General features: G+C 34.9%; 15 protein-coding genes. 12 read left to right on the top strand and 3 right to left on the bottom strand.

The window, feature by feature from the left end; genetic code table 11:
- Position 1: 1 nt before the first annotated feature.
- The 4 genes from ACIEHO_RS11135 to ACIEHO_RS11120 all read left to right on the top strand — a co-directional run bounded on the left by ACIEHO_RS11135 (position 2) and on the right by ACIEHO_RS11120 (position 4,591).
- Positions 2-1,774, top strand: coding sequence for an efflux RND transporter periplasmic adaptor subunit (locus ACIEHO_RS11135; protein WP_406971678.1), 1,773 nt, complete (start codon positions 2-4; stop codon positions 1,772-1,774).
- A 32-nt stretch (positions 1,775-1,806) separates the two neighbouring features.
- Complete coding sequence (locus ACIEHO_RS11130; RefSeq protein WP_051881039.1) at positions 1,807-2,301, top strand: heavy-metal-associated domain-containing protein; 495 nt, start codon at positions 1,807-1,809, stop codon at positions 2,299-2,301.
- A 1,082-nt stretch (positions 2,302-3,383) separates the two neighbouring features.
- Complete coding sequence (locus ACIEHO_RS11125; RefSeq protein ID WP_406971675.1) at positions 3,384-3,824, top strand: DUF6943 family protein; 441 nt, start codon at positions 3,384-3,386, stop codon at positions 3,822-3,824.
- A gap of 125 nt (positions 3,825-3,949) precedes the next feature.
- Positions 3,950-4,591: a DUF6266 family protein gene (locus ACIEHO_RS11120; protein ID WP_054724105.1), complete on the top strand. Its 642-nt coding sequence runs from the start codon at positions 3,950-3,952 to the stop codon at positions 4,589-4,591.
- A gap of 481 nt (positions 4,592-5,072) precedes the next feature.
- Here ACIEHO_RS11120 and ACIEHO_RS11115 read toward each other — a convergent pair whose 3' ends face one another.
- Both ACIEHO_RS11115 and ACIEHO_RS11110 read right to left on the bottom strand, forming a co-directional pair.
- Complete coding sequence (locus ACIEHO_RS11115) at positions 5,073-7,112, bottom strand: glycoside hydrolase family 65 protein (RefSeq protein WP_406971672.1); 2,040 nt, start codon at positions 7,110-7,112, stop codon at positions 5,073-5,075.
- A 119-nt stretch (positions 7,113-7,231) separates the two neighbouring features.
- Positions 7,232-7,657, bottom strand: a complete 426-nt coding sequence (locus tag ACIEHO_RS11110) for a doxx family protein (protein WP_406971670.1) — start codon at positions 7,655-7,657, stop codon at positions 7,232-7,234.
- A gap of 234 nt (positions 7,658-7,891) precedes the next feature.
- Between ACIEHO_RS11110 and ACIEHO_RS11105 the strand changes: the two genes are divergently transcribed.
- The 3 genes from ACIEHO_RS11105 to ACIEHO_RS11095 all read left to right on the top strand — a co-directional run bounded on the left by ACIEHO_RS11105 (position 7,892) and on the right by ACIEHO_RS11095 (position 11,825).
- Complete coding sequence (locus ACIEHO_RS11105; RefSeq protein WP_406971668.1) at positions 7,892-9,217, top strand: sugar porter family MFS transporter; 1,326 nt, start codon at positions 7,892-7,894, stop codon at positions 9,215-9,217.
- On the top strand, positions 9,207-10,814 hold the full coding sequence (locus ACIEHO_RS11100; protein ID WP_406971666.1) for a glycoside hydrolase family 32 protein: 1,608 nt from the start codon (positions 9,207-9,209) through the stop codon (positions 10,812-10,814). The genes ACIEHO_RS11105 and ACIEHO_RS11100 overlap by 11 nt, the downstream gene beginning before the upstream one ends.
- 234 nt (positions 10,815-11,048) lie before the next feature.
- Positions 11,049-11,825: a hypothetical protein gene (locus ACIEHO_RS11095; protein WP_406971664.1), complete on the top strand. Its 777-nt coding sequence runs from the start codon at positions 11,049-11,051 to the stop codon at positions 11,823-11,825.
- Positions 11,826-11,897: 72 nt separating this feature from the next.
- Here ACIEHO_RS11095 and ACIEHO_RS11090 read toward each other — a convergent pair whose 3' ends face one another.
- Positions 11,898-12,920: a LacI family DNA-binding transcriptional regulator gene (locus ACIEHO_RS11090; RefSeq protein WP_406971662.1), complete on the bottom strand. Its 1,023-nt coding sequence runs from the start codon at positions 12,918-12,920 to the stop codon at positions 11,898-11,900.
- A gap of 382 nt (positions 12,921-13,302) precedes the next feature.
- On the opposite strand from ACIEHO_RS11090, the gene ACIEHO_RS11085 reads away from it, so the two are divergent.
- The 5 genes from ACIEHO_RS11085 to ACIEHO_RS11065 all read left to right on the top strand — a co-directional run bounded on the left by ACIEHO_RS11085 (position 13,303) and on the right by ACIEHO_RS11065 (position 25,867).
- Positions 13,303-16,332, top strand: a complete 3,030-nt coding sequence (locus ACIEHO_RS11085) for a SusC/RagA family TonB-linked outer membrane protein (RefSeq protein WP_406971660.1) — start codon at positions 13,303-13,305, stop codon at positions 16,330-16,332.
- An 11-nt stretch (positions 16,333-16,343) separates the two neighbouring features.
- Positions 16,344-17,855: a RagB/SusD family nutrient uptake outer membrane protein gene (locus tag ACIEHO_RS11080; RefSeq protein WP_406971658.1), complete on the top strand. Its 1,512-nt coding sequence runs from the start codon at positions 16,344-16,346 to the stop codon at positions 17,853-17,855.
- A gap of 147 nt (positions 17,856-18,002) precedes the next feature.
- Positions 18,003-21,323: a VCBS repeat-containing protein gene (locus ACIEHO_RS11075; protein ID WP_406971656.1), complete on the top strand. Its 3,321-nt coding sequence runs from the start codon at positions 18,003-18,005 to the stop codon at positions 21,321-21,323.
- Positions 21,316-24,555: a VCBS repeat-containing protein gene (locus tag ACIEHO_RS11070; RefSeq protein WP_406971654.1), complete on the top strand. Its 3,240-nt coding sequence runs from the start codon at positions 21,316-21,318 to the stop codon at positions 24,553-24,555. Before ACIEHO_RS11075 ends, ACIEHO_RS11070 begins: the two co-directional genes overlap by 8 nt.
- Complete coding sequence (locus ACIEHO_RS11065) at positions 24,542-25,867, top strand: vanadium-dependent haloperoxidase (RefSeq protein ID WP_406971652.1); 1,326 nt, start codon at positions 24,542-24,544, stop codon at positions 25,865-25,867. The genes ACIEHO_RS11070 and ACIEHO_RS11065 overlap by 14 nt, the downstream gene beginning before the upstream one ends.
- The last annotated feature ends 9 nt before the right edge of the window (positions 25,868-25,876 follow it).

Below are 25,876 nucleotides of genomic sequence, written 5' to 3'. Positions count from 1 at the left end.
AATGAAAAAGTATATAATTTATATCGGAATATTAGTAGTTGGTTTACTATTAGGTTGGTTGATTTTTGGTAATTCGTCAAATGAAAATACAAAACAAAATCAATCTGAATCAGTAAAAACCAATCAAATGTGGACGTGCTCTATGCATCCGCAGATTATGAAACCAGAACCAGGCGATTGTCCTATTTGTGGTATGGATTTAATTCCTGCGGAAAGCGGAAGTGATGGCTTAATGGCAGACCAATTTAAACTAACAGAAAATGCGATGGCATTAGCCAATATTCAAACAACTGTTGTAGGCAAGGGAAATGTTGAAGGCAACACCATAAAGTTATCTGGTAAAATTGCTGAAAACGAAGAAGCCAATGCAGTACAGGTAAGTTATTTCGCTGGAAGAATTGAACGTTTGAATGTGAGTTTTACAGGCGAAGAAGTTCGTAAAGGTCAATTATTGGCAACCATTTATTCGCCAGAACTCTATGCAGCACAACAAGAATTAATCACAGCAGCTTCTTTAAAAGAATCTCAACCTGCTTTATACAAAGCAGTCCGTAATAAATTGAAATTATGGAAACTCTCTGAAAATCAAATCAACCAGATTGAAGAAACAGGAAAAGTAAAAGAAAACTTTCCTGTTTATGCAACCGTTTCGGGTACTGTTACAGAAAAATTGGTAGAGCAAGGCGATTACATCAAACAAGGACAACCCTTATTAAAAATTGCCAATCTCAACACAGTTTGGGGAAACTTTGATGTGTATGAAAATCAGATTGACCGCTTTAAAAAAGGACAGGAAGTGATGATAACAACCAATGCTTATCCTAATAAAGAGTTTAAAGGTAAAGTTGATTTCATTGACCCAGTTTTAAACACGAAAACAAGAACTGTAACCTTACGTGTTGTTTTAAGCAATAAGGACGATGTATTTAAACCAGGGATGTTTGTAACCGCAAATATTGAAGGCAGTACAGCTAAAAATGATGAAGTATTATCAATTCCTGCATCTTCTGTATTATGGACAGGTGAACGTTCTGTGGTATACCTTAAAACAAATCCAGACCAACCTATTTTTGAAATGCGTGAAATTAAATTAGGCAATCAAATTGGTAATGAATATGAAGTTGTAGAAGGTTTATTTGTTGGAAATGAAATAGTGACTAACGGAACATTTACGGTTGATGCAGCAGCACAATTACAAGGCAAAAAGTCTATGATGAATAAAGATGGTGGTAAAGTAATGACTGGACACGAAGGTCATTTAGGTATGGATAACAATGCATCTAACAAAGAAAGTGACCACACTAATATGAATGAGCGTTTGGAAGTATCAGAGAAATTTCAACAACAGTTAAATAGTGTTTACAATGCGTATATCAATTTAAAAGATGCTTTAGTAAAAGAAGATTCAATAAGTACTTCAGCAAACGCAACAACTTTATTAAATAAATTGAACAAAGTAGATATGAAATTGTTGTCAGATAATAAGGCGCATAACCATTGGATGTCATTAGAAGGCGAAATAAAATCTTCTGCAACTTCAATTTCTGAAACGTCCGATATAAAATCACAAAGAGACCATTTTAAACATTTATCATCACATCTAATCAATGCTGTACAACTATTTGGTATCAATGAAAAGGTCTATGTAGAATTTTGTCCAATGGCAGATAACAATAATGGTGCTTATTGGTTAAGCAAAGAAGAAAAAGTAATCAATCCATACTTTGGCGAAGCAATGCTAACCTGTGGTGAAGTAAAACAAGTAATAGAATAATAAATCAAGTAATAACAATTAAATTTTAAACAATGAATTTTTCAAAGAAAAATCACGAACACAAAAACAAAAATGTAATCGACGTGAGTAAAAAAGTAATTTTAAGTGTAGCTGTAATAGCAGCATTAGGTTTAACAAGTTGTAAAAACGAAACCAAAAAAGAAACAGAAACCACAACTACTGAAATGTCAAAAGATATGGCAATGACAGACCTGTCTTTTGGTGTAAGAGGAAATTGCGGAATGTGTAAAAACACTATCGAAAAAGCAGCTAACGGTGTTGAAGGTGTTGCAAGTGCTAATTGGGATGTCGATAAAAAGAAGATTGATGTGTCTTTTGATGATACAAAAACCGATGCAATGGCAATCCATAAAGCAATCGCAGCTTCAGGATATGATACCGAAAAAGTAGCAGGTGATGAAGAAGCATATGATGGTTTACCAGGTTGTTGTAAATACGACCACGAAATGATGATGAATCAATCTGGTGAAGAAGAAAGTGATGACCATTCAAATCACGACCATTAAGCAATAATGAAAGAGTCTTTTTCGGAAGGCTCTTTTTTATTCCCCACAACCCAAAACCCAGTTTTTTCGTACCTCAAAATCCTCTGTCTTTTGTGTTGTTCCGCTCACCTAACAAGTTTAGCGTTTTTTTGTCTTTAAGGTAATAGCATATTACAGCTTTGGTTTTCATAAAATCAAACCAAACTGCAATAAGCTATTCTGTTATTATTATATCATAAAACCCTAAACTCACCCAAGCTATGTTACATAATACAAGTTATAGTAGCAAAAATCCTTTCAAGGGTTTGCTATCGCAGCATTCTTATATTTTCGTAGCTATAACTGGTATTATGTAAAATATCCGCAATTCCAACGCGCAATTCCGAACATTTAACCACATTTTGAACTAACATTAAACATTTAAACATTTTAAGGTTTCTGTTAATTGATAATAATATTCGTTATCTCATTCAAGCTGCACAAAACCATCGTTAAGTCCAAGTATTCCTTACCTCAAGTCTTTGTTTGTTTCATTTCGTTAACAAATATAAAAGTCCACTTTTCCCCACCACCCAAGTCAGCGGTTATAAAAAAATAGGTTTATAAAGTGTAGTGCTACGCCATAGCATATTGCTTTTTCTCGTGCCTCAAAAAAACAAAAAGCTATTGTCTAAAAGTCCTGTATAAGTAGCTTGTTTAAATGCTGTTTTATCAAACAACTATTTAAAATGCTACCCATACAAACGCTTCACCCAACGCTCAGTACGGTACTAAAACCTATTTTTTTAAGTGTTAATTCCCCAGAAAAGTTAAAGGCATTTTCAATCAAGTTTAACTAATTTGAAAATTTAAAATAAAAAAGATGGCAAATATATGTGGCTACCTCTGCCAACCGCACAAGGCTATAAAGGTCAAGCCCTACGGGTTTTGAATAAAACTTTTTTCAAAACCCTTTTTCTTTTGATTTAGTCATTCAATAAAAAAACTTTTATCCAAAAACCTTGACAGCCTAACCCACGCCACAACAACTATGGCTATCTTTTTTCTTTTCAAAAAAAAAAAATGGCGCGAAGCGTAGCGAAGCAATTTTAAATTGGATAGCTATGTCAACTTTTGAACTAAAAACACACCAAGTCGGAAGAACTTACTCAAACCCTCACTTTTTTATACTAAACAAAGGACTAAACAGCGGAAAACCCTTGACAAATCCTTGTCCTAATTGTTTTGTAGTCACAACTTCAACCAAAGAAGAAAAAAACACGCTTTTTCACATATCTATGATGTTGCAAATTGGCGGTTTTTACGCTTACTATTTAAAAGGTAGTGTTATTCCGTTTATCTCGATAGATGATTGTAGAAACACTTTAAAAAACAGTTACATCTCATTTTTTTATAATGAAATTCAGTTGCAAAAGCATATTAATATAGTGTCAGCAATTAGCAAAAAGGAAGCGGAGCTTCATAATATCATTTCAAAAATGGCAGATTTAAAAGTATCTTATATTCAAAGTTTATTTTCTATAATGCAAAAAGAAGCAATCTAAAGCAACAAAATCCATATCAAAAGAATAGCATAAAACTTGCCATATATTTCAGCGGAGGGTACAACTACATTTCAAGTCCGTACCAAGTCCGAACAAAAGTAAGTTTCATTTAAATCATTTATGTTATGGGTAAAATTGCTCAAGGTATTTTAGGAGGGCTTTCAGGTAAGGTTGGAAACATTATCGGTGGAAGCTGGAAAGGAATTGATTACATTAGAATTAAACCTTCAAGTGTAGCCAATCCAAGAACTGTTGGTCAGGTAAACCAAAGAACAAAGTTTACTGCCACTTTAGAATTTTTACAAGCTGTAAAACCTTTTATTAAGTTAGGTTATAAAGGGTTAGCTGTTAAGAAAACAGAATTTAATGCTGCGATGTCGTATGTGTTGAATAATGCGATTACAGGTACAGAACCTAACTTTGTTATCGACTATCCGAACGCTTTAGTAAGTCGAGGAGGTTTATCTGGTGCGTTAAACCCAACGACTGATTTGGCAACAGCTGGAGAAGTAACGTTTGGTTGGGATGATAACTCTGCTGAAGGTAATGCAAATACTACTGACAAGTCTATGTTATTGGTTTACAATCCATCAAAAAGAGAATCTATTTCTTTACTTGATGGAGCAGATAGAACAGTAGGTTCTCAAATTGTTCCAATCCCAACAACTTATGCAGGAGATACTGTAGAGCTATTTATGGCTTTTATTACTGCTGATGGTAGTCAAGTATCAAACAGTATTTATTTAGGCTCTGGTACAGCTAATTAATGCTTGGTGTTTTTTATTATGAAACCGCTCTAATCGAGCGGTTTTTTTTATGCTATATTTGTTGAGCAATTTATTAATAGTTGTTGCTAATCTTCTCTTTTTATATGTTTTTTGTATGCTATTTGTTGCCCAAATGTAATAGTACCAATGGACATAGGGTTAGTTAAATATTGTATCGGAAAGTAACTAATACAAACTACACTCGAATCTAATTTGAAGGGTTCATAAAGGAGTTAATAATAAAAAGCGGTAAGACGGAGCTGTTTGAGGATTTTATTAAACAGTATATCTAGTTTCTTTAATATTAATTTAAAAGAGCCTTTCTAAAAGGCTATAAACAAACGTTATTACGAAAAATTATAATTTCGAAGTAATCTCATAATCAGTAACGTGATTTTTAAAGATTCCTTCACTTTGTTCGGAATGACGACTTTTCACATAACCTCTTTTTTTATACTCAGAGGTTTTCGATTGGGCTATTTTAGTTTTTTATGTAATAATCTTTTTTATCTACCCCAACCCCTTTAATGGTCAAGGATTTCCATTTTTTAGGAATAATAGGGGCCTTTTGGATAATACCATCTTCAGTTAAATGTAACCCGGCAAAACCAAAAAGGACTGTTTGTAGCATTCCTCCAGCTCCAGTAGCAAAATATGGTTCGTGACCCGTTGCGGTTTCAGATAATGCACCAAACGGAGGTCGCTTATTCGGTTCATAACTTTCCTTAAATAATCTAAAGGCATTTTCGGCATCTCCCAATCGGGCATAAATTACCGCAAAAACGGATTTACCCATTGCGGGGCCTTCTCTAGCAAGTTTTGGCTCGTAGTATTTCAAATCTTTTAGAATTGTTTCTTTATCTGAAATAATATTTAGTGGAAATGTTAATAAATTCACATCGGCTTGTTTAATGATGTCGCCGTTATATTGGCTATGCTCCATGGTGGTTCCATCAGTGAATTTGTGAATTTTAATGTTTTCGGCAACCTCGCTCCAAGTTTTGTTTGGGTTTAGTCCCAATTCATTAGCAGCTAAAACTGCAAACTTCAATGCCGTGATTGCCGCACCATTCGTAAAGGCATTATCATCAACATTTGGAGCAAACTCGTTGGCCCCAACCACATTTTTTATGGAATATGACCCATCTTCATTTTTAAAAGCTCGGCTCACCCAATAATTGGCCACCTCTTTTAGCATAGGGTAGCCACGTTCGGTTAACCAAAGTTTATTTTTGGTGACTCTATAATAATTCCAAAAGGCGATGGCCACATCGGCTGTTATATGATGCTCGAAGGTTCCCGTTAGGGCCCAAGCTGGTGTAGCCTCTTCACCGGTATCATCACTTTCCCATGGAAACATAGCACCTTTATACCCAAAATTTATTGCTTTTTGTTTTGCTTTATCCAATCGGTCTGAGCGATAATTCACCAAAGATTTAGAAATGCCCTGGTTTAATAGCAATAATGGTGGGTACATCCACAATTCTGTGTCCCAAAAAATATGTCCGTTATAATTTTGAGATGAAAGCCCCATCGGAGCAATACTTAGGTCGGAATCACCTCTTCCAAAAGCATACAAGTGATAAAGTGCTAAACGCACATCCTGTTGTGATTGTAGGTCGCCTTCAATAACAATGTCTCCTTCCCAAAGGGTTTTCCATAGCGATTTATGTTGGTTTAATAAATCTTCTTTTGGTGTTAAAAGGTTAAAAATTACAAAACGTTCAGATTCTGTTTGGGGGTCGTTAAAATCTTGGGTTGTGCATTGCGATGCTGTCCATGCAAAATTTAAAGAGGCTCCTTTTTTAACTTTATTGCTGAAAGATAATTGATTATTATATTCATCAATTTTATTATGGTGCAATTCTGGCCTTTGGTGTTCGCGACTACTATTAATGTCATGCCAGATAAAAGTACCGGAAGCAGAAACAGTATGGCGGTTTAACCTACTTTTGGCTACTGTTTGCAAAATAGGCATGGTAGTTTCTAGATCTTGCAATATTCTAAAAGTACTAATAGGGTCTTGATATTCACTTGGCGTTGTAATACTTGCAATAGCTTTTACATTTATATCATTTCTGGCTTCAACAGAAATATCCAAATATCCGGCATAGGGTACATTTCTAAGGGCATACATAGTGTATGAAACATTTGCCTTATTTTTGAAATTAAACCGTGTAGTAAACGAAGCTTCTTTCATGTTCAATGTCTGGCTCCAATTTGATATGTTTTTTTCAGATACTACTTCACCATCAATTTCTAATTGAATATCTTGAAAGTTTATACCTTTTAAAATTTTGCTGACACCTAAAACAGATGCTTTATCGTAAACATTGTTCAGTATTATTTGTTCAGTTTTAAAAAGTTTTCCAGAAGGTAAAATGCCAATGCGGCCGTTGGCAACAACAATTCCGGTATAATTTTCAGTTGTTGTTGTGGTGATATTCCAGCCATCATTTTGAGCATTAATTGCTAAGAACGAGGTCATTAAAAATGCTAATAATTTAAATACATTTTTCATATTAATTTTTTTTTGATATGCAGATAAATTCCTGAAAAAATGGGGTTGTCACCTGTCTTAAATGAATGTATTATTCAGTCATTCAAAAAATGGCAATAAAGGGCAATTGCTACTTTAGTTTAATTGAAACGAACAAGCGCTTTCCTTTCTGGTAATTTATAGAGGGTAACAAGTGCCCCAATAATAATGATATTTTTAAAGATATACTGCCCGAGCAAGGTAAATGAAAAAGGGGGTATGGCAAACGCATCCTTAGTAAAAATAAAAAGCGGAACAAAGGTTAATATGATATGAACGAAAGCTAGAATAATTACTTTTTTTCTATAAATATTCATTATCAATAAAAGTCCGACCAAGGTTTCCCAAATAGCCAACAAAATAATTGAAATGTTAGAGGGGATAAGTCCCATGGTGATAATGTCTATGGTGTTTTTTGCCAAACCTTCGGCTGGGCTCAAATGAGGAAAGAACTTTAAAACGCCAAACCAAACATATACAATGCCAACAGTTATTGCCAAAATGTGATTGCTTTTAATTTGTTTCATAATGCGATGCTATTATGGTATGCCTTAAAGGTAAATATTTTCCAAAAGAAAAGTTAATAGTCACCCAAGTTTATATTTTTTTTCAAATTTACAAAATGAAGTAGCGGATTAATGTGGTTAAAAATATCGAAATCGATTTCGATATTGAAATTGTGCATTTTACCAAATAAGGTGTCTTAAAAGGGAAAGATTAATTATTTTACATAACTGTTTTAAAACTAACTAGACTAAATTATGAACAATAAAATTTTGATATGGTCAATAACCGCAGCGTTGGCGGGATTTCTTTTTGGATTCGATACTGTGGTCATTTCCGGGGCCGACAAAAAGTTGCAAGCACTTTGGAATTCGTCTGATGCCTTTCATGGTTCCGTGGTCATGGCCATGGCACTTTGGGGCACGGTTGTTGGCGCTTTTTTAGGTGGGATTCCAACCAATAGATTAGGAAGGAAGAAAACTTTAATCTGGATTGGTCTGTTCTATTTCATTTCGGCAGTCGGTTCAGCTCTGGCGAACGACCCTTACGTGTTTGCTTTTTTCAGGTTTTTGGGTGGCTTGGGCGTTGGTGCGTCAACCATTGCAGCACCTGCTTATGTTTCCGAAATATCGCCTGCTAAAGATAGGGGTAGGCTGGTAGCACTGTATCAATTTAATATTGTACTTGGTATTTTAATCGCCTTTTTATCCAATTACTTGCTTCGGAATGTTGGAGAAAACGCTTGGCGATGGATGATTGGAGTAGAAGCATTTCCTGCTTTTATTTATACGTTGCTTGTTTTTACAGTTCCTAAAAGTCCGCGTTGGTTGATTTCAAAAAACAGAAACAAGGAAGCCAAAAAAGTTTTAGAACTTATAAATCCGGATGGCAATTCGGAACGTTTAATGCAAAACATAAAAGTTGAAAATGAAAGTCATACCTCGGGCGAAAATATCTTTATGAAAAAATACCGGTTCCCACTTTTGCTTGCTTTTTTAATTGCCATGTTCAACCAGTTTTCTGGAATAAATGCTTTTTTATATTATGCCCCAAGAATATTTGAAGAAGCTGGCTTGGGCGAAAGTACCGCATTATTAAGTAGTATTGGCATTGGGGTCACTAATTTATTGTTCACCTTATTGGGTGTATTTCTCATTGATAAATTGGGTAGAAAAATGCTTATGTATATAGGCTCAATTGGATATATCATTTCATTGAGTTTGGTTTCTTTAGCTTTCTTTTTGGACTGGGAAGGCTTAATGGTACCCATATTTTTGTTCCTTTTTATAGCCGCACATGCTATTGGGCAAGGGGCAGTAATTTGGGTGTACATATCCGAAATATTTCCAAACCATTTAAGAGGTTCGGGCCAGGCTTTTGGTAGTTCGGTACACTGGGTTTTAGCTGCGGTTATACCTTCACTTGTACCCATTTTGTTTTCAACGATTGGAGCCGGGGTTGTTTTTATGGTTTTTGCAATAATGATGGTATTTCAATTATTATTTGTAATTTTTATGATGCCAGAAACTAAAGGCATTCCTCTGGAAGAATTAAGTAAAAAACTTATACGAGATGACAAATAGAAAACACAATTACCTACTAATTTTACTTTTTACAGTTTCAGTTTTAACAGTTACCGTAGGATGTAAAAAAAATGAAAATAAAAACAATGTAGAATCTATTTCAGCAACTCATATTGATACTGAAGAAAGACTATACAGGCCAAATTTTCATTTTACGCCTAAGGCCAATTGGATGAACGACCCAAATGGTATGTTTTATTTAAATGGTAAATACCACTTGTATTTTCAATATTATCCTTCTGGAAATGTCTGGGGCCCCATGCACTGGGGGCATGCTGTGAGTGAAGATTTAATTACTTGGGATGAAAAACCAATTGCTCTATATCCAGATGATTTAGGCCTTATTTTTTCTGGAAGTGCCGTTATTGATAAAAATAACACATCAGGGTTTGGAAAAAATGGAGTAGCTCCAATAGTTGCTATGTTTACCTATCATAATATGCAAGGTGAAAAAGATGGTAGAAAGGATTATCAAACCCAGGCTATTGCCTATTCGTTGGATGAAGGCTTTACTTGGACTAAATATGAAAGAAACCCTGTAATTGAAAATTCTGGCATTAAGGATTTTAGAGACCCGAAAGTGATTTGGGACACTAAACGAAGCAAATGGGTTATGGCTTTGGCGGCAGGCGATAAGGTGATGTTTTACAGTTCGCTGAACTTAAAGGATTGGGTCTTAGAGTCAGAATTTGGATCAGACAAAGGAGCACATGGCGGTGTTTGGGAGTGCCCAGATTTATTCCCAATGCAAGTTGATGAAACCAATGAAACCAAATGGGTGTTGATAGTAAGTATAAACCCTGGAGGACCAAATGGGGGCAGTGCAACCCAATATTTTGTTGGTGATTTTGATGGCAAAACATTTACACTGGATTCTAATTTTTCAAATCAGTTGAAAGACCAAAATGCGGTATGGCTTGATTATGGCAAAGACAATTATGCAGGGGTAACGTGGTCTAACATCCCGGAGTCGGATGGTAGAAAATTGTTTATCGGTTGGATGTCTAATTGGGATTATGCCAGGGACGTACCCACTTTTACATGGCGCAGCAACATGACTATTGCCAGAGAATTAAAACTTAAAAAAAATAAGAACAACTTTTATTTGGAAAGTTTGCCTGTTGATGAACTCTATGGTTTAACAAAAAAAACAATTGCCAAGGATTCTATAAGCAACAATGATATTGATGCCCTAATGAGTAATTGTAACATGCAAAAGTTTAGTTTAGAATTCGATTTAAAAGATTTAAAAGAAGAAATTTATAATATACTTTTTTACAATAAGGTAGGAGACACACTAGCTTTAGGTTTAAATAACATTAGCAACTATTACTTTCTTGATAGACAAAAATCTGGAAAGGTTGGGTTTTCTAAAAAATTCGCACCTAGTATTTCTAAAGCTGAAGTGTCAAAAAAATTAAAAACGTTACATATTCAAATTATTTTAGATAAAACTTCGGTTGAGGTTTTTTATGAGAACGGTAAAGTGGTTATGACCGAATTATTTTTTCCTAACCAACCTTTAGATCATTTTTCAATAAGATCCAATGATAAAACCTTTAAAATAGAAAATTTACGGGTTCAGCAATTTGAATAAAAGGTATAAAGTATGAATATCTAAAATATGATTGGGCAATGGGATTCTTCCAAATCTTACTTTTTTAATTTCAACTAAAAAGTTTACAAGCTAAAAAAGTTGTACATTTAATAACGTTTGAACTTCCCCTCTCAAAAACTCAGGCACCATTAGGTGTTGCTCGATTTTAAAATCTATCATTCTTTTCACTTCTAGTTTTGGTAATTAATTTATACCAACCTAAAACCAAAAATTATGAAAAAATTACTAATTATTGCCATGGTAGTTTTATTCTGTGCACCATTGGTGGCACAAGAAAAACTATTTATTGTTTTCGAAATGATGGGAGTGGACAATGAACAAGAGTCCGATTACATGGAAACCGAACAATTCTGGAAAAAAATCCACCAAAAGCGCGTTGAAGCAGGCGATATTATTGGATGGGATTTGTGGGCGTTGCTACCTGGAGGAGAAGACCAAGGGTATCAGTATGTTACCGTAACATTATTTGAAAGTGCCGAAAAGATGTTTGGGGATTCTAATTTGTGGAAACGTGTCAAAGAAGCTTATCCGGATCTGTCAGATGAAGATCTTGACAAAAAAATGCTGAGTTCTGCAAAATCGAGAGATTTGGCCGTTCGAATTTTTATGGAAGAAATAGCAGGGACCAAAGGTGATTTTGATATGAAAGTAGGAACCATTGCCAATATGGATTTTATGAAGGTAGATATGGAAGATTATGGTGCATACGAAAAAGCAGAAATGGAAGTGTTTCAGCCTATGCACCAACAAATGGTTGACGATGGCGAAAAGGGCTATTGGGGCTTATGCCGATTTATGGTGCCAACAGGAAGTGATACTTATGCCTCCCATTTAACCGTTAACATGTTTGAAGATATTAAACAAGCGCTTTCACAAAATACTTCTGGAGGTCAACCAACCGATGCTCAGATGAAAGCTATACAAAAAGGTCTTAAAACACGCGACTTGAAATTTACCTATATGGCTCGCTTAATTGATATGGCCAGATAATTTTAAAAGTAACACACTAATATTTAAGAAAGCGCTCAGAATATTTTGAGTGCTTTTTTTTATCAATGAAAATCAACAAGAATCTCTAATAATTAATTCGGTGTCAATAATAATTTTTTGATGCTCAAAAGGAGCCTCCTTTAACTTACTGTCTATTTCATTAAATAAAATCTTAACCGATGTTTCTCCCATTTTACCGGCGTGTTGGTCTATTGATGATAAAGATGGTGAAATAACTGATGACATAAACCAATTGCTGAAACCAATCAAGGCTATCTGTTCAGGTATCTTAATTTTATTTTCGTTAAAATAATTAATAGCACCAATGGCAAGTAGGTCGTTAACGGTAAATATGGCATCAACTTTATCACCATGGTCTAGAAGCAATTTTTTGGCACTGGTATAACCATCACTAAAATCAGAGTTATTATTGCACAAATAAACCAATGAAGGGTCAAATTCAATATTATTATCCTGTAATGCTTTTTTGTAACCCAAAAAACGATCTATTGAGTTTTGTGGATTTAAATCCCCCCTAAAATGGGCAATCCGTTTGTGCCCTTTGTTAATAAGATAGCATACGGCGTCATAAGCAGCTTTTCTATCGTCGATAACCACTTTTGAACAGTTAATGATTTTCGCAATTTTATCGAAAAGTACCAATGGAATGTGATAATCAATTACTTTTTGCAAATGGCTAAAGTCTCGCGTTTTATTGGACAGAGAAACTAAAATGCCGTCAACCCCTTTGTTTATCAATAAATCGATTTGTTTTTTTTCAAGCTCATAATCTTCATTTGATTGCATGGTTATAACCATATAATTCCTTTTCTCGGCTTCCTTTATAATAGAGTCAATTACTGTAGAGAAAAAGTAATGAATCATAGTAGGAATGATAACCCCAATAATTTTTGATTCATGCTTGCGTAAACCAACCGCAAATGAGTTTGGTACATAATTTAACCTTTCGGCTAAATCTTTAACACGTTTTTTCGTTTTTTCGCTTACATCTGGGTAATCTTTAAGAGCTTTGGAGACTGTTGTAATAGATATACCCAATTGTTTTGCAATATCTTTTAAGGTGGCAGGTTTCATTAGTTGGTTTAGACGATAGTTAGTTTGATATAATGAAAATACAACTTTCATTTTAATAAAGCCATTTTTTCATAAAAATTACTTAATTAAGGTTACTATGAATGGATTAAAAGAAACCTGATTTGTTAAGACTAATGGTATTTGTGAAAACCTATTAAAATTACTATATTAATAAAATATTATATTGAAGAATAAATATATCATATATATAGTACTTATTATTTAAAGTATTATGAAAATCGAAAACGTTTTCGATACTTTTTAAGACTGTTTTTTGGGAATTATTTTAAACAAAGCTGCAATAATTGACATCTTTGTTTACATATTGGTTAAGAGTCTTCACAACCAATATTGACTAAACTTTAAATTAAATAACTTAAACATGAAAAACAATTTATTAAAAAGAATGACGCTTTTGTTCCTTTTGTTGGGCGGAAGTATTGTTTATGCTCAAACCGTTACGGTTAAGGGTGTTGTTTCGGATGCTTCTGGACCATTGCCAGGGGTTAACATTGTGGTAAAAGGAACAACCACAGGAACACAAACAGATTTTGATGGACTCTATACGTTAGAGGATATTGCTTCAAATGCTGTTATTGTGTACAGCTTTTTAGGGTATCAAACCCAAGAAGTTTCTGTGGATGGTCGTACAACTATTAATGTAACGCTTGCCGAAGATGCAGCCCAACTTGATGAGGTAGTAATAGTAGGATATGGTAGTGTTAGAAAACAAGATGCTACAGGAGCCGTTGATGTTGTAAACACTGAAGACTTTAATAAAGGAGTTACTACATCGCCAGAACAGTTACTTCAAGGTAGATCAGCTGGTGTGCAAGTAACAACATCTAGTGGTGAACCAGGTGCAGGTGCTTCAATTAGAATACGTGGCGCGTCATCTGTGAGATCTGGAAATGACCCGTTATACGTAATTGATGGAGTTCCATTTAATAACGATTCGAACTCAGCAGGAAGCAGTTCTGGTGAACTTTCAGGGAATACTAGTGCTAAAAATCCATTAAATTTCATAAATTCTAATGATATAGCTTCTATTTCTATATTAAAGGACGCATCAGCCACGGCTATTTACGGTTCACGAGCGGCGAATGGAGTTATTATTATTACAACAAAGTCTGGTAAACGAGGAGAAGGTAAACTTAACTACTCATTTACTACAACAACTTCAAGTGTTGCTAGAGAATTTGATTTATTGGATGCTTCTGCATTTACTAGCGCAAACCCAAGTGCAAATCAAGGAGGAAGTGTTAATGCATTTGATGAAATATCAAGAAATGCATTAACTACAGAGCATAATTTGTCGTATTCTGGAGGATCAGAATCTGGAAAATACAGAGTGTCTTTAGGTTTACTAAATCAGGAAGGAGTAATTGAAAATACGGGATTGGATAAATATACTTTGAACACTAATATTTCTCAAAAGTTTTTTGATGATGTGGTTGAGCTATCCGCTAGTTTAACAGCATCTCAAATTGAAAGTGAAGCTACGGCATTATCCGAATCCATTGGTGCGGAAGGAGATTTAATGCTATCTGCCCTAAAATGGAACCCGACACAATCTTTCTTTAATCCAGATGGTACTTATTTTCAGAATTCGAATAATCAAAGAAATCCATTGGCATTTTTAGATTATTTTAGTGATAATACTGAAACTACAAAGCTATTTGGTAATGTTAAAGCGAGTTTAAAGTTTACAGATTATCTAAAATACCAGTTTACTTTTGGTTTTGATAGAACTAACACTTTTAGAGGACTTGCTGCATCAAGACTGCTACTTACAAACGTTACAGATGGAAGGGGATATGCCAGCACTCAAAATGCTAGATATACAAATCAATTGTTTACAAATACTTTATCTTTTAATAAAGATGTTAGCGAAAATTTAAATATCGATGCGGTTATTGGCCATACTTACGAAGAATATAGAGGTACTGGAGAAAATGTAACGCTTAGAGATTTCGATTTTGATGACCAAAATTTTTATCTTCAAAACATTTTTGCAGCAAATACAGTTGAGCGAAATGATAGATCTTCAATCTCTTATGACCCAGTAAATAGATTAGTTGGTTTTGTGCCGATATCATTGCAGTCTTTCTTTGCAAGAGGTATTTTTAACATTCAAAGTAAATATATTTTAACAGCTACAGTAAGAGCAGATGGTTCTAGTAGATTTGGTGCGGATAACAAATATGGTTATTTCCCATCGTTTGCATTAGCTTGGAAAATTCATGAAGAAGATTTTCTGCCTGAGGCATTTAGTGAGTTGAAATTTAGAGCAGGTTGGGGGCAAACAGGTAACCAACAATTTAATGCTGAAGCAGCAAGAGAAGTTTTCGCACCACAAGATGGTGGTGGTGTTACCCGATTAAATATCGGTAATTCTGATCTTAAATGGGAAACTACAACACAGTTAAATGTTGGTTTTGACTTTGGTTTTATTGACAATAGATTAACTGGTAGTATTGACTACTTTAGAAAAAACACAGATGATTTATTGTTTAGAGTGCCAGTGGCTCAACCAGGACCAGTAGGTTCGTTCTCATGGGCTAATTTTAGCGATGAAATCATAAACTCTGGTATCGAGATTGGGTTAAACTACCAAGCCATAGATGAAGAAGATTTTTCTTTAGAAGTAGGCGGTAATATATCTTTCTTGAAAAATGAAATTAATGGTAAAGAAGCCTTTGCTAATTTTGGAACGCCTACAGGTGGAGCCGCAGGACAAGGTTTATCTGGAGAGAACTTACAGTTATTATATGATGGGCAACCGTTATATGCATTTTACTTGCCAGTTTTTGAAGGATTTGATTCTAGTGGAACACCTCAATATGCCGATTCAAACGGAGATGGGACTGTTGACACTAATTTCGACCAACCAGGGGGGCAAAGTGACAGAGTCTTTGCAGGAGATCCAAACCCGAATATGAATATTGGTTTGTATGTAAGAGGAAATTATAAAGATTGGGATTTTGCAGTGAACGGTTATGGAGCTTACGGGCATGAGATTTACAATAACACAGCAAATGCATTATTTAGCCAAAGTGCTCTTAACCGAGGCGAAAATGTAATTACTAGTGTAGTTGGAAATGGAGAAGATCCGGGATCTAGCCCAATAGTATCTACAAGATTTTTAGAGTCCGGAGATTTCTTTAGATTATCTAACGCAAGTGTAGGATATACCTTTAATTCTGAAAAATTAGGTAAGTTAGGTAAATATGTGTCAAGTGCTAGATTATTTCTAACCGGACAAAATTTATTTATCATAACGCCTTATAGCGGTTTTGACCCAGAGGTTAATACAAATAGACAAGTAAACGGTGTACCATCTTTTGGAATTGAATACTCAGGCTACCCTAGAGCGCGTTCATTCTCATTTGGAGTAAATTTAAATTTTTAAAAAAAAGAATTATGAAAAAATATTTAATTTTTACGATTAGTGCCGCATTCATGTTTTCGTGTACTAATTTGGAAGAAGATTTAGACGGGCTTTTAGAGGAAAGTGGTCTAGAATCACAAGAAATTGTTACTGGGCAAATTTCATCTGCTTATAATCAATTGCGGTCTTTTCAAAATACTGATTTTCAGTTTGTACTGCAGCAACATCCATCGGATGAAATGGCGGGACCTACTAGGGGAGCAGACTGGGATGATGGTGGTGCTTGGAGAGCTTTGCATTTACATCAGTGGAATTCATCACATCCAAGGATTAATGGTGCATGGGATCAACTTTTAGGTGGGTTATTTGCAGCTATTGATGCATTGAGTAATGAGCCTGACGCAACACAAGAAGCCGTTGCAACTTTTTATGCAAGTTTTTACATGTATAATGCTATCGATTTATGGGGTCAAATACCTTACAGAGAGCCTGGAACTAGCTACGGAGAGCTTCCAATTGTTTTAAAAAGAACTGAAGGCATCGATTTAGCTATCTCACAATTAGAAGCTGTTATGAGTAGTATGCCTACTACATCAGAAAATAATACAGCTAATCGATATGCAGCAGCAGCGTTACTGGCTAAAATGTATTTGAACAAAGCGGTTTACAAAGCCACCGATGAAGATGGGACGCCTCAAGCTGGACCCTTTTCATTCGATAATGCTGATATGCAAAAAGTTATTGATTATTGTGATATGGTTATCGGTGGGCCATTTAGCCTTCAAGCAAATTATTTTGATACATTCTCACCAAACAATACAGCTGCAAGCACTGAAAATATTTTCGTATCAGAAAACGATAATACAACTGGCGGCGAAATTAGAAGACTAGCTTTAATGACCCTGCATTACAATCATAATCCTAGTGGATGGAACGGTTTTGTAGGTTTAACTGATTTATATGATAAATTTGATGCCAGCGACCCAAGAAGAGGTGGTAGTTATACAGGTTTAACTGATGTTTCAGGTTTGAATGCGGGTATATTGGTTGGTCCTCAATTTGACCAAACTGGTAGTCCAATTCTAGATAGACAAGGAGCTCCATTATCATATACTAGAGAATTTGAATTAGCAAATTCTACTGAAGAGAAAGGTATGAGAGTTGTCAAGTGGATCCCTGATTACAACAATTTGGACAGACCTGCCAATGACATGATAATTTTCAGATTGGCTGATGTTGTTTTAATGAAGGCTGAGGCCATGGCAAGAATGGGAGGTGATCCTTCTGGGCCATTAACAGATTTGAGAACAGCAAGAGGTGTTGAAACCGTTTATACAGGAACAACATTGGATGATATTTTGGACGAACGTTCAAGAGAGTTGTATTGGGAAGGCTGGAGACGAAACGACCAAATTCGATTTGGTACCTTCTTAGATCCTGTTCAACAAAAAACTGATACTTCTGATAGATCAAAAATAATATTTCCAATACCGGCTACTGCTTTAAGTGGAAATCCTAATTTGACACAAAATCCAGGATATTAATACTAAGTTTTTATGAGTTAGTTTAGTTTGATTTTTTTGTTAACTTAGTGAGAGGGGGTGGTGGTTCGCCCCCTTTTTTATATCCATAAGTTACAACAGGAAGCCAAATTATGTTATATTGTCCTTAAATTATAAGTCTTCTATATTATGAGCAAAAAGGGAGTGTTTTTCTTTTTCATTGTTGCATTTTTTATGTCTTGTGGCGAAGAATCTAATAATACAAAAATCGATGTATTATTCTCGAACTTAGATTCAAAACAAACAGGTGTGAAATTTACAAACACCGTTGAAAATGGTAAAGAGGTTAATATCTTCACCTATCGAAATTTTTACAATGGTGGTGGTGTGGCCATTGGTGATATCAATAATGACAACCTACCCGATATTTATTTTACGGCGAATCAAGGTCCAAACAAATTATTTCTTAATAAAGGGGATTTAAAATTTGAGGATATTTCAAAATCCGCAAATATTGAAGGTAACAATGTTTGGTCAACTGGTGTCAATATGGTTGACATTAACAATGATGGCTTATTGGATATTTATGTGTGTAATGCTGGTAACGTGGAAGGCGATAATTTAAAAAATGAGCTTTATATCAATAATGGCGACTTAACATTTATCGAACAAGCTGAAAAATATAATCTTGCAGAAAATGGGTTAACGACCCATGCCGCCTTTTTTGATTATGATAAAGATGGAGATTTGGATGTGTATATACTTAATAATAGTTTTATACCGGTTAACTCTTTAAACTATTCCAATAAAAGAGAATTGCGTGCTCAAGATTGGGATGTGCCAAGTTTATTAAAAGGTGGAGGTGATAAATTGTTGCGTAATGATAGCGGAAAATTTGTAGATGTAAGTGATGAAGCAGGAATTTTTGGGAGTTTAATTGGTTTTGGACTCGGTGTAACCGTAGGTGATATTAATAAAGATTCATATCAAGATATCTATGTTTCAAACGATTTTTACGAGCGCGATTATCTTTACATCAACAACCAAGATGGCACATTTACCGAGGCTATTAAAGATTGGACAACCCACACCAGTCAATCATCAATGGGAGCAGATATGGCAGATATTAATAATGATGGCAACCCAGATGTATTTGTTACCGATATGCTACCAGAGCATAATAAAAGAGTAAAAGAAACCACTCAGTTTGAAACCTATGATGTGTACCAACGAAAACAAGGATTGGATTTTGACCATCAATACATGCAAAATAGTTTGCAGCTAAATCTCGGTGATAATTATCTAGCAGAAATAGCCAATCTAAGTGGTGTTTCCAAGACTGATTGGAGCTGGGGTGCCCTTTTGTTTGATATGGACAATGATGGCTATAAAGATATATATGTATGTAATGGCATTTATCATGATTTAACCAATCAAGATTTTATGACTTTTTTCGCTAACGACATTATCCAAAATATGGTGCTTACGGGAGAGAAGGAAGAGGTTTCAAGCATTATAAGTAAAATGCCTAGCAACCCGATTACCAATTATGCTTTTAAGAATTCTGGAAAATTGGGCTTTAGTAATGTTACTGAATCTTGGGGTTTTGACAAGCTTACCTTTTCAAACGGTGCAGCTTATGGTGATTTGGATAACGATGGCGATTTAGACCTTGTTATTAATAATGTGAATCAGGAAGCTTTAGTTTATAGAAATAACGCAGAAACCTTAACTCAAAACAATTATATAAAAATTCAGTTAAAAGGAAAATCACCAAATGGCTATGGTATTGGAAGTAAAATAAAGTTGTTTTCAAATAATGAGGTAATTCTTCAGGAGGTCATTCCGTCAAGAGGTTTTCAGTCATCTGTTGATTATATTCAAACTATCGGAATAGGTGATAAAACCATTGATTCCATTCAAGTTATATGGCCTGATGACACCTTTGAAGTAGTGAAAAAGATTCTTCCAAATAAGAAATATACCTTCAATCAAGAAGAAGCATTAAACAAATACATACCTTCAAGAAAAAAAGGGAAAACAATATTTTCTGAAGTGATAACAAGCATAGAACCTCATCAGGAAAATAATCATAGCGATTTTAATTATGAAGGATTAATACATCAAATGCTTTCCAGAGAAGGACCTACAATTTCGGTTGCCGACGTAAATAATGATGGATTGGATGATATTTTTGTAGGAGGAGCAAAAGGTCAGGTAAGCAAACTATATTTTCAAACCTCTTCAGGGAATTTGACTTCTACTGGGGTACAAGAGTTTGATAAGGATAAAGACCTTGAAGATACCGCTTCTGCCTTTTTTGATGCCGATAATGATGGTGATTTAGACCTCATGGTTGGAACGGGAGGAAATGAAGTAGAAGACGAAAAAAACTATAAAACCAGATTGTATTTGAATAATAGTAAGGGCAATTTTAGTGAAAGTAATTGGTCTATTCAATCTACATTTCATAATGCATCGGTAATTGCGCCCTATGATTTTGACAATGACGGTGATACAGATGTTTTTATTGGAAATAGGAGTGTGCCAGCAGTTTATGGCATTAATGCTAAACAACAGTTGTTGGAAAATGACGGCCATGGCGAATTTAGGGATGTTACCAAAAATAGGGCCTATGCTTTTAATAGTTTGGGCATGGTAACCGATGCCAGTTGGCATGATTTTAATGCAGATGGCAAAAAAGACTTGATTATAATTGAAGATTGGGGAACTCCAAGAATTTTCAAGAATAACGGTAAACAGTTGGTTGAGCTCGAAACAAATTTGAGTGATTTTAAAGGATGGTGGAATGCCATTAAAGTAGCCGATTTGAATCATGATGGATTACCAGACTTGGTTTTGGGCAATAATGGACTAAACTTGCCCTATAAACCCTCAAAGGAAAAACCCATAAAAATCTATATCAACGATTTTGACAATAACGGAACGATAGAGCAAATTTTAACAGAGACCATCGATGGCAAAGATGTGCCTATTATAACTAAACATGAGTTAACCGCCCAAATAGCCTCCTTAAAAAAGAACAATTTAAAATTTTCTGCGTATGCTACAAAATCAATTCAGGAACTCTTCCCTGAAGAAGTTATTTCGCAGTCTATAGTTCGAGAAGTAAATAGGTCTGAAACAGTAGTTGCTTTAAATAATGAAGAGGGTAATTTTACATTAATGCCATTGCCCGCCCAAGTGCAGTTTTCAAGTGTCAATGCCATTGCTGTTTTGGATGTGAATAATGATTCGCATTTAGATTTGGTTTTAGGTGGGAATCAATATAATTTAAAACCTCAGTATTCTAGGTTGGATGCTAATTATGGAAGCTTATTATTGGGTGATGGGAATGGTGTATTTAGTTGGGTGGATTACAACGACTCCGGATTTTTTGTTAATGGCGAGGTCAAGAATATTTCAATTTTAAGAATAAAAAATGAAATCAACATTGTAATAGGTATTAATAGTGAGCAACCAAAAATTTTCAAGTTGAATAATGAATAAATCTGTATTATATATTATTGTTTCCTTAACTTTTTTTGGGTGTAATAATGAGCCAGAAAAACTATTCACTATTTTATCACCAGATGATTCTGGAATCTACTTTAATAATAAACTAAAAGATACTGTTGGCCAGAATATTTTAGATTATTTGTATTATTACAATGGTGGGGGAGTAGCTATTGGTGATGTAAATAATGATGAACTTCCGGATATTTTTTTTACGTCAAATCAAAACCAGAACAAACTGTATTTGAATAAAGGCAACCTAGAGTTTGAAGATATTACAGAGCTTGCCAGTGTAGGTGGAGAAAACGATTGGAGTACTGGAGTTTCAATGGCCGATGTTAATGGCGATGGCCTACTGGATATTTACGTATGTGCTGTTGCAGGCACCAATGGGTTTGTGGGAATGAACGAACTTTATATAAATAACGGCGACCTTACCTTTACAGAACAGGCACAAGAATACGGTTTGGATTTTGACAATTACAGTTCGTCAGCGGCCTTTTTTGATTATGATTTAGATGGCGATTTAGACATGTATTTACTAAACCATGCCATACACACCGAAGAATCATTTGGTAAAGCCAGCATAAGAAATAATAGAACGTATGAAAGCGGTGATAAGCTGCTGCGAAATGATAACAATAAGTTTGTTGATGTAAGTGAAAGTGCTGGAATTTTTGGAGGTGCAAATGGTTATGGCTTGGGGTTGGCTATTTCAGATTTTAATCAAGATGGCTATCCCGATATTTATGTGAGCAACGATTTTCACGAAGACGATTATTACTATCTGAACAATGGAGATGGTACATTTTCAGAATCCTTAAAAGAATATTTTGGGCATGTTAGCAAATTTTCAATGGGCAACGATGCTGCCGATATCAATAACGATGGTTTTACAGATTTAATTACATTAGACATGCTTCCAGAGGATGAAAAAGTTTTAAAATCATCTGTAGGAGACGATAACATACAAATACAAAATTTGCGAACTAAACAGTTTGGCTACCATTATCAATATGCCCGAAACATGGTGCAAATCAATCAAAGGGCAAACAGTTTTACCGAAACAGGATTCTTGAGTAATATTGCAGCTACGGATTGGAGTTGGAGCGCACTGATTGCAGATTATAACCAAGACGGAAATCAGGATGTATTCATTGCCAATGGTATTCCTAAACGGCCAAACGATTTAGATTATATTAAGTATATTTCAAACAGTCAAGTTAAAAAGAAAATTGAGACCACTAATTTAGTCGATAAAGAAGCCTTAAATTATATGCCCGATGGGAAGTTGAAAAACAGCTTTTATAAAGGGGACACAAATTTAAAGTTTAACAACGAAACGGATACTTGGGTAACTCAAAAGGCGTCCTATTCTACTGGTTCGGCTTATGCAGATTTAGATAATGATGGCGATTTGGATTTAGTGACCAATAATATTGATGCACCGGCAACTGTTTATGTTAACAATACCAATTCAAAAAAGAATTATTTAAAACTTCAATTTAAATATCTGGAAAACAATCATTTTGGTATTGGCACAAAAGCACTGTTGTATTATAAGGGAAATGTGCAATCCAAAGAGTTGTTTCTGCAAAGGGGGTTTCAGTCGTCCTCACAACCCATTTTGCATTTTGGTTTGGACACTTTAAAAATAGTCGATTCCATAAAAGTAATTTGGCCAAACAAAACCTATCAAACTTTAAAAAATGTAAGTACAAATCAGGCAATTAAAGTGACTTTTGAAATTGCAAAGCCCTATATATATCAATTAGAAAAAGTTCAAAAACACCAAATATTTTCAAAAGTTGAAGGTAATTTAGGAATCGCATTTAAACATTCAGATAATAATTATATCGATTCCAATAGAAACAAATTAATTCCTTATCAAATTTCCGATAGAGGGCCAGCAGTTGCAGTAGGCGATATTAATAATGACGGGAAGGATGATGTTTTTTTTGGAAATGGCAAGCACGTGCCATCAGAAATATATTTTCAAACGGAAACCGGATTTGAGAAATATGAAGATGAACTTTTAAATGATAATGCCATTGTTGAAGAAAGTTCAGCCATTATTTCAGACTTCAATAATGATGGGAAGAATGACCTGTTAGTAGCTGCTGGAGGTGGTGAGTTTTATGGAAAATCAAAAGCGCTTCAAAATAATTTATACACCATTTCTGAAAACGGAACGGAAGCTTTAAACCTTCCCGAAGGTTTTGAAGATACGGCCGTTGTTAAAGCTGCGGATTATGATGCCGATGGTGATTTGGATATTTTTGTTGGTAATGCCAGTATTTCTAATGACTTTGGGAAAATTCCTGAAAGCTACGTTTTGCAGAATAATGGTGGTCCTTTTGTTAAAAAATCATTAGGCAATTTAGGTATGGTTAGAGATGCCACTTGGTCGGATTTTAATAATGATGGTCAAGTAGATTTAATCGTGGTTGGCGAGTGGATGCAACCTGTATTTTTAGAAAATAATAATGGCGAGTTTATTGATAAAACCAGTAGCTATTTGTCAAGTCAGTTAAACGGTTTATGGCGCGCCATAATTCCTTTTGATGTAGATGCTGATGGTGATTTGGATTACCTGCTTGGAAATTGGGGAACGAATACAAAATTTAAAGCTTCAGAAGAATTTCCAATGTTGATGTATTATTCTGATTTCGACAAAAATTCAAAAACAGAAACCCTACTGGCCGTTGAGAAAAATGGTGAGTATTATACTCTTGAAGGTCTAGATGAATTGAGTTCGCAACTTGTAAGTTTAACGAAAAAGAAGTTTACGGTTTATAAAGATTTTGCTGGAAAACCAATTAATCAAGTTTTTGATAATTCAGTTTTAGCTGGTGCCGAAATTTTTAAAGTGCATACCTTAGCATCAGGGGTTTTAAAGAGCGATAACGGCCAATTTGTTTTTGAGGAATTCAACACGCAGTTACAAGTTGCACCCATAAACAGCTTTGTTAAAGTTAATTTATCAGGAGAAGAGCAAGTGCTTTGTGCCGGAAATTACTTTGGTGTAAAGCCATATCATGGACGATTTGACGGGTTTTTGGGAGCTCTTATTTCAACCAACGATAAAATAAGATTGGGAAATACCCTAGGACTCGATTTTTTCAAAAAAGCCGTAACCAAATTAGAAACAATAACCGTTAATAATAAAAAATACTTAATTGCTGTAATACATAATGATGATGTTCAAATTTATGAAATTAAATAAGGCGTATTTAATACTTATGGGATTTGCAATATTACAAAGTTGCAACACAATTGATGAACCCATTGAAGTGACTTCTGAGAATTATTTTGATTCTATAGACCTCGTTACCGATATTATGATTCATGACGTTTTCTCACCACCCGTAGCAAGTAGGGTATATGTGTATCCTAATATTGCCGCCTTTGAGATTATATCACAAAACAATGAAACTTATAAATCTTTAGCGGGACAATTAACGGGATTAACATCAATTCCAAAAGCAGAAAATCAAAATGTAAACTTGAAAGTTTCGGCCTTGGTAGCACATATGGAATTGAGCAAGACGCTTATTTTTTCCGAGGAAAAAGTAATCCATTTGAGAGACAGCTTATATAAAGTTTGGAACGATAAAAATAAACTTGAATTTGAAGCATCAGAAGTTTATGGATTAAAAGTAGCCAATTATATTAAAGATTGGATGAATGGAGATAATTATAGCCAAACCAGAACGATGCATAAGTTTAATGTTGATACAGATGACCCCTCGCGATGGCAACCAACACCGCCAGCCTATATGGATGGTATTGAGCCGCATTGGATGAAAATAAGAACTATGGTTTTGGATTCTTCATCGCAGTTTAAACCAATTCCTCCACCAAAATTTTCGCTGGAAAAAGATTCACCATTTTACAAAGAACTTATTGAAGTTTACAATGTTAGTGAAGACATTACAAAAAGAGGAGACACCTCTGAAGAAATAGAAATTGCCCAATTTTGGGACTGTAACCCATTTGTTTCGGTTACTCGCGGCCATTTGATGTTTGCAACCAAAAAGATTTCACCGGGAGCCCATTGGATTGGTATTACCAAAATTGCCTGTAGAAATAAAAATCTGGGTTTTAATGAAACAGTATATGCATTTACCAAAGCATCGATTGGTATTTTTGAGGCCTTTATTAGTTGTTGGGATGAAAAATATAGAAGCAATCTGATAAGACCAGAAACCTTGATTAATCAGCATATTGATGAAAAATGGAAACCTATTTTACAAACACCACCATTTCCAGAATATACCAGCGGGCATTCAGTTGTTTCTGGTTCTGCATCAACGGTGCTAACCTCAATTTTCGGGAATAATTTTGGCTTTGATGATGATACTGAGGTGCGTTTTGGGTTACCAATAAGAAGTTTTAAATCATTTAATAGTGCCGCGGATGAGGCGGCCATAAGTAGACTGTATGGAGGTATTCATTACATGGCAGCAATAAAGGAAGGACTTAAACAAGGAAGAAGTGTGGGGCACTTAGTTGCTGAAAAAGTCAAGATGAAATAAATAGGAAGT

This window comes from Flavisericum labens, from assembly GCF_045446075.1.
Classification (GTDB): domain Bacteria; phylum Bacteroidota; class Bacteroidia; order Flavobacteriales; family Flavobacteriaceae; genus Flavisericum; species Flavisericum labens.
Note: the sequence above shows the minus strand (reverse complement) of the source record. Positions and strands in the feature narration are given on the sequence as shown.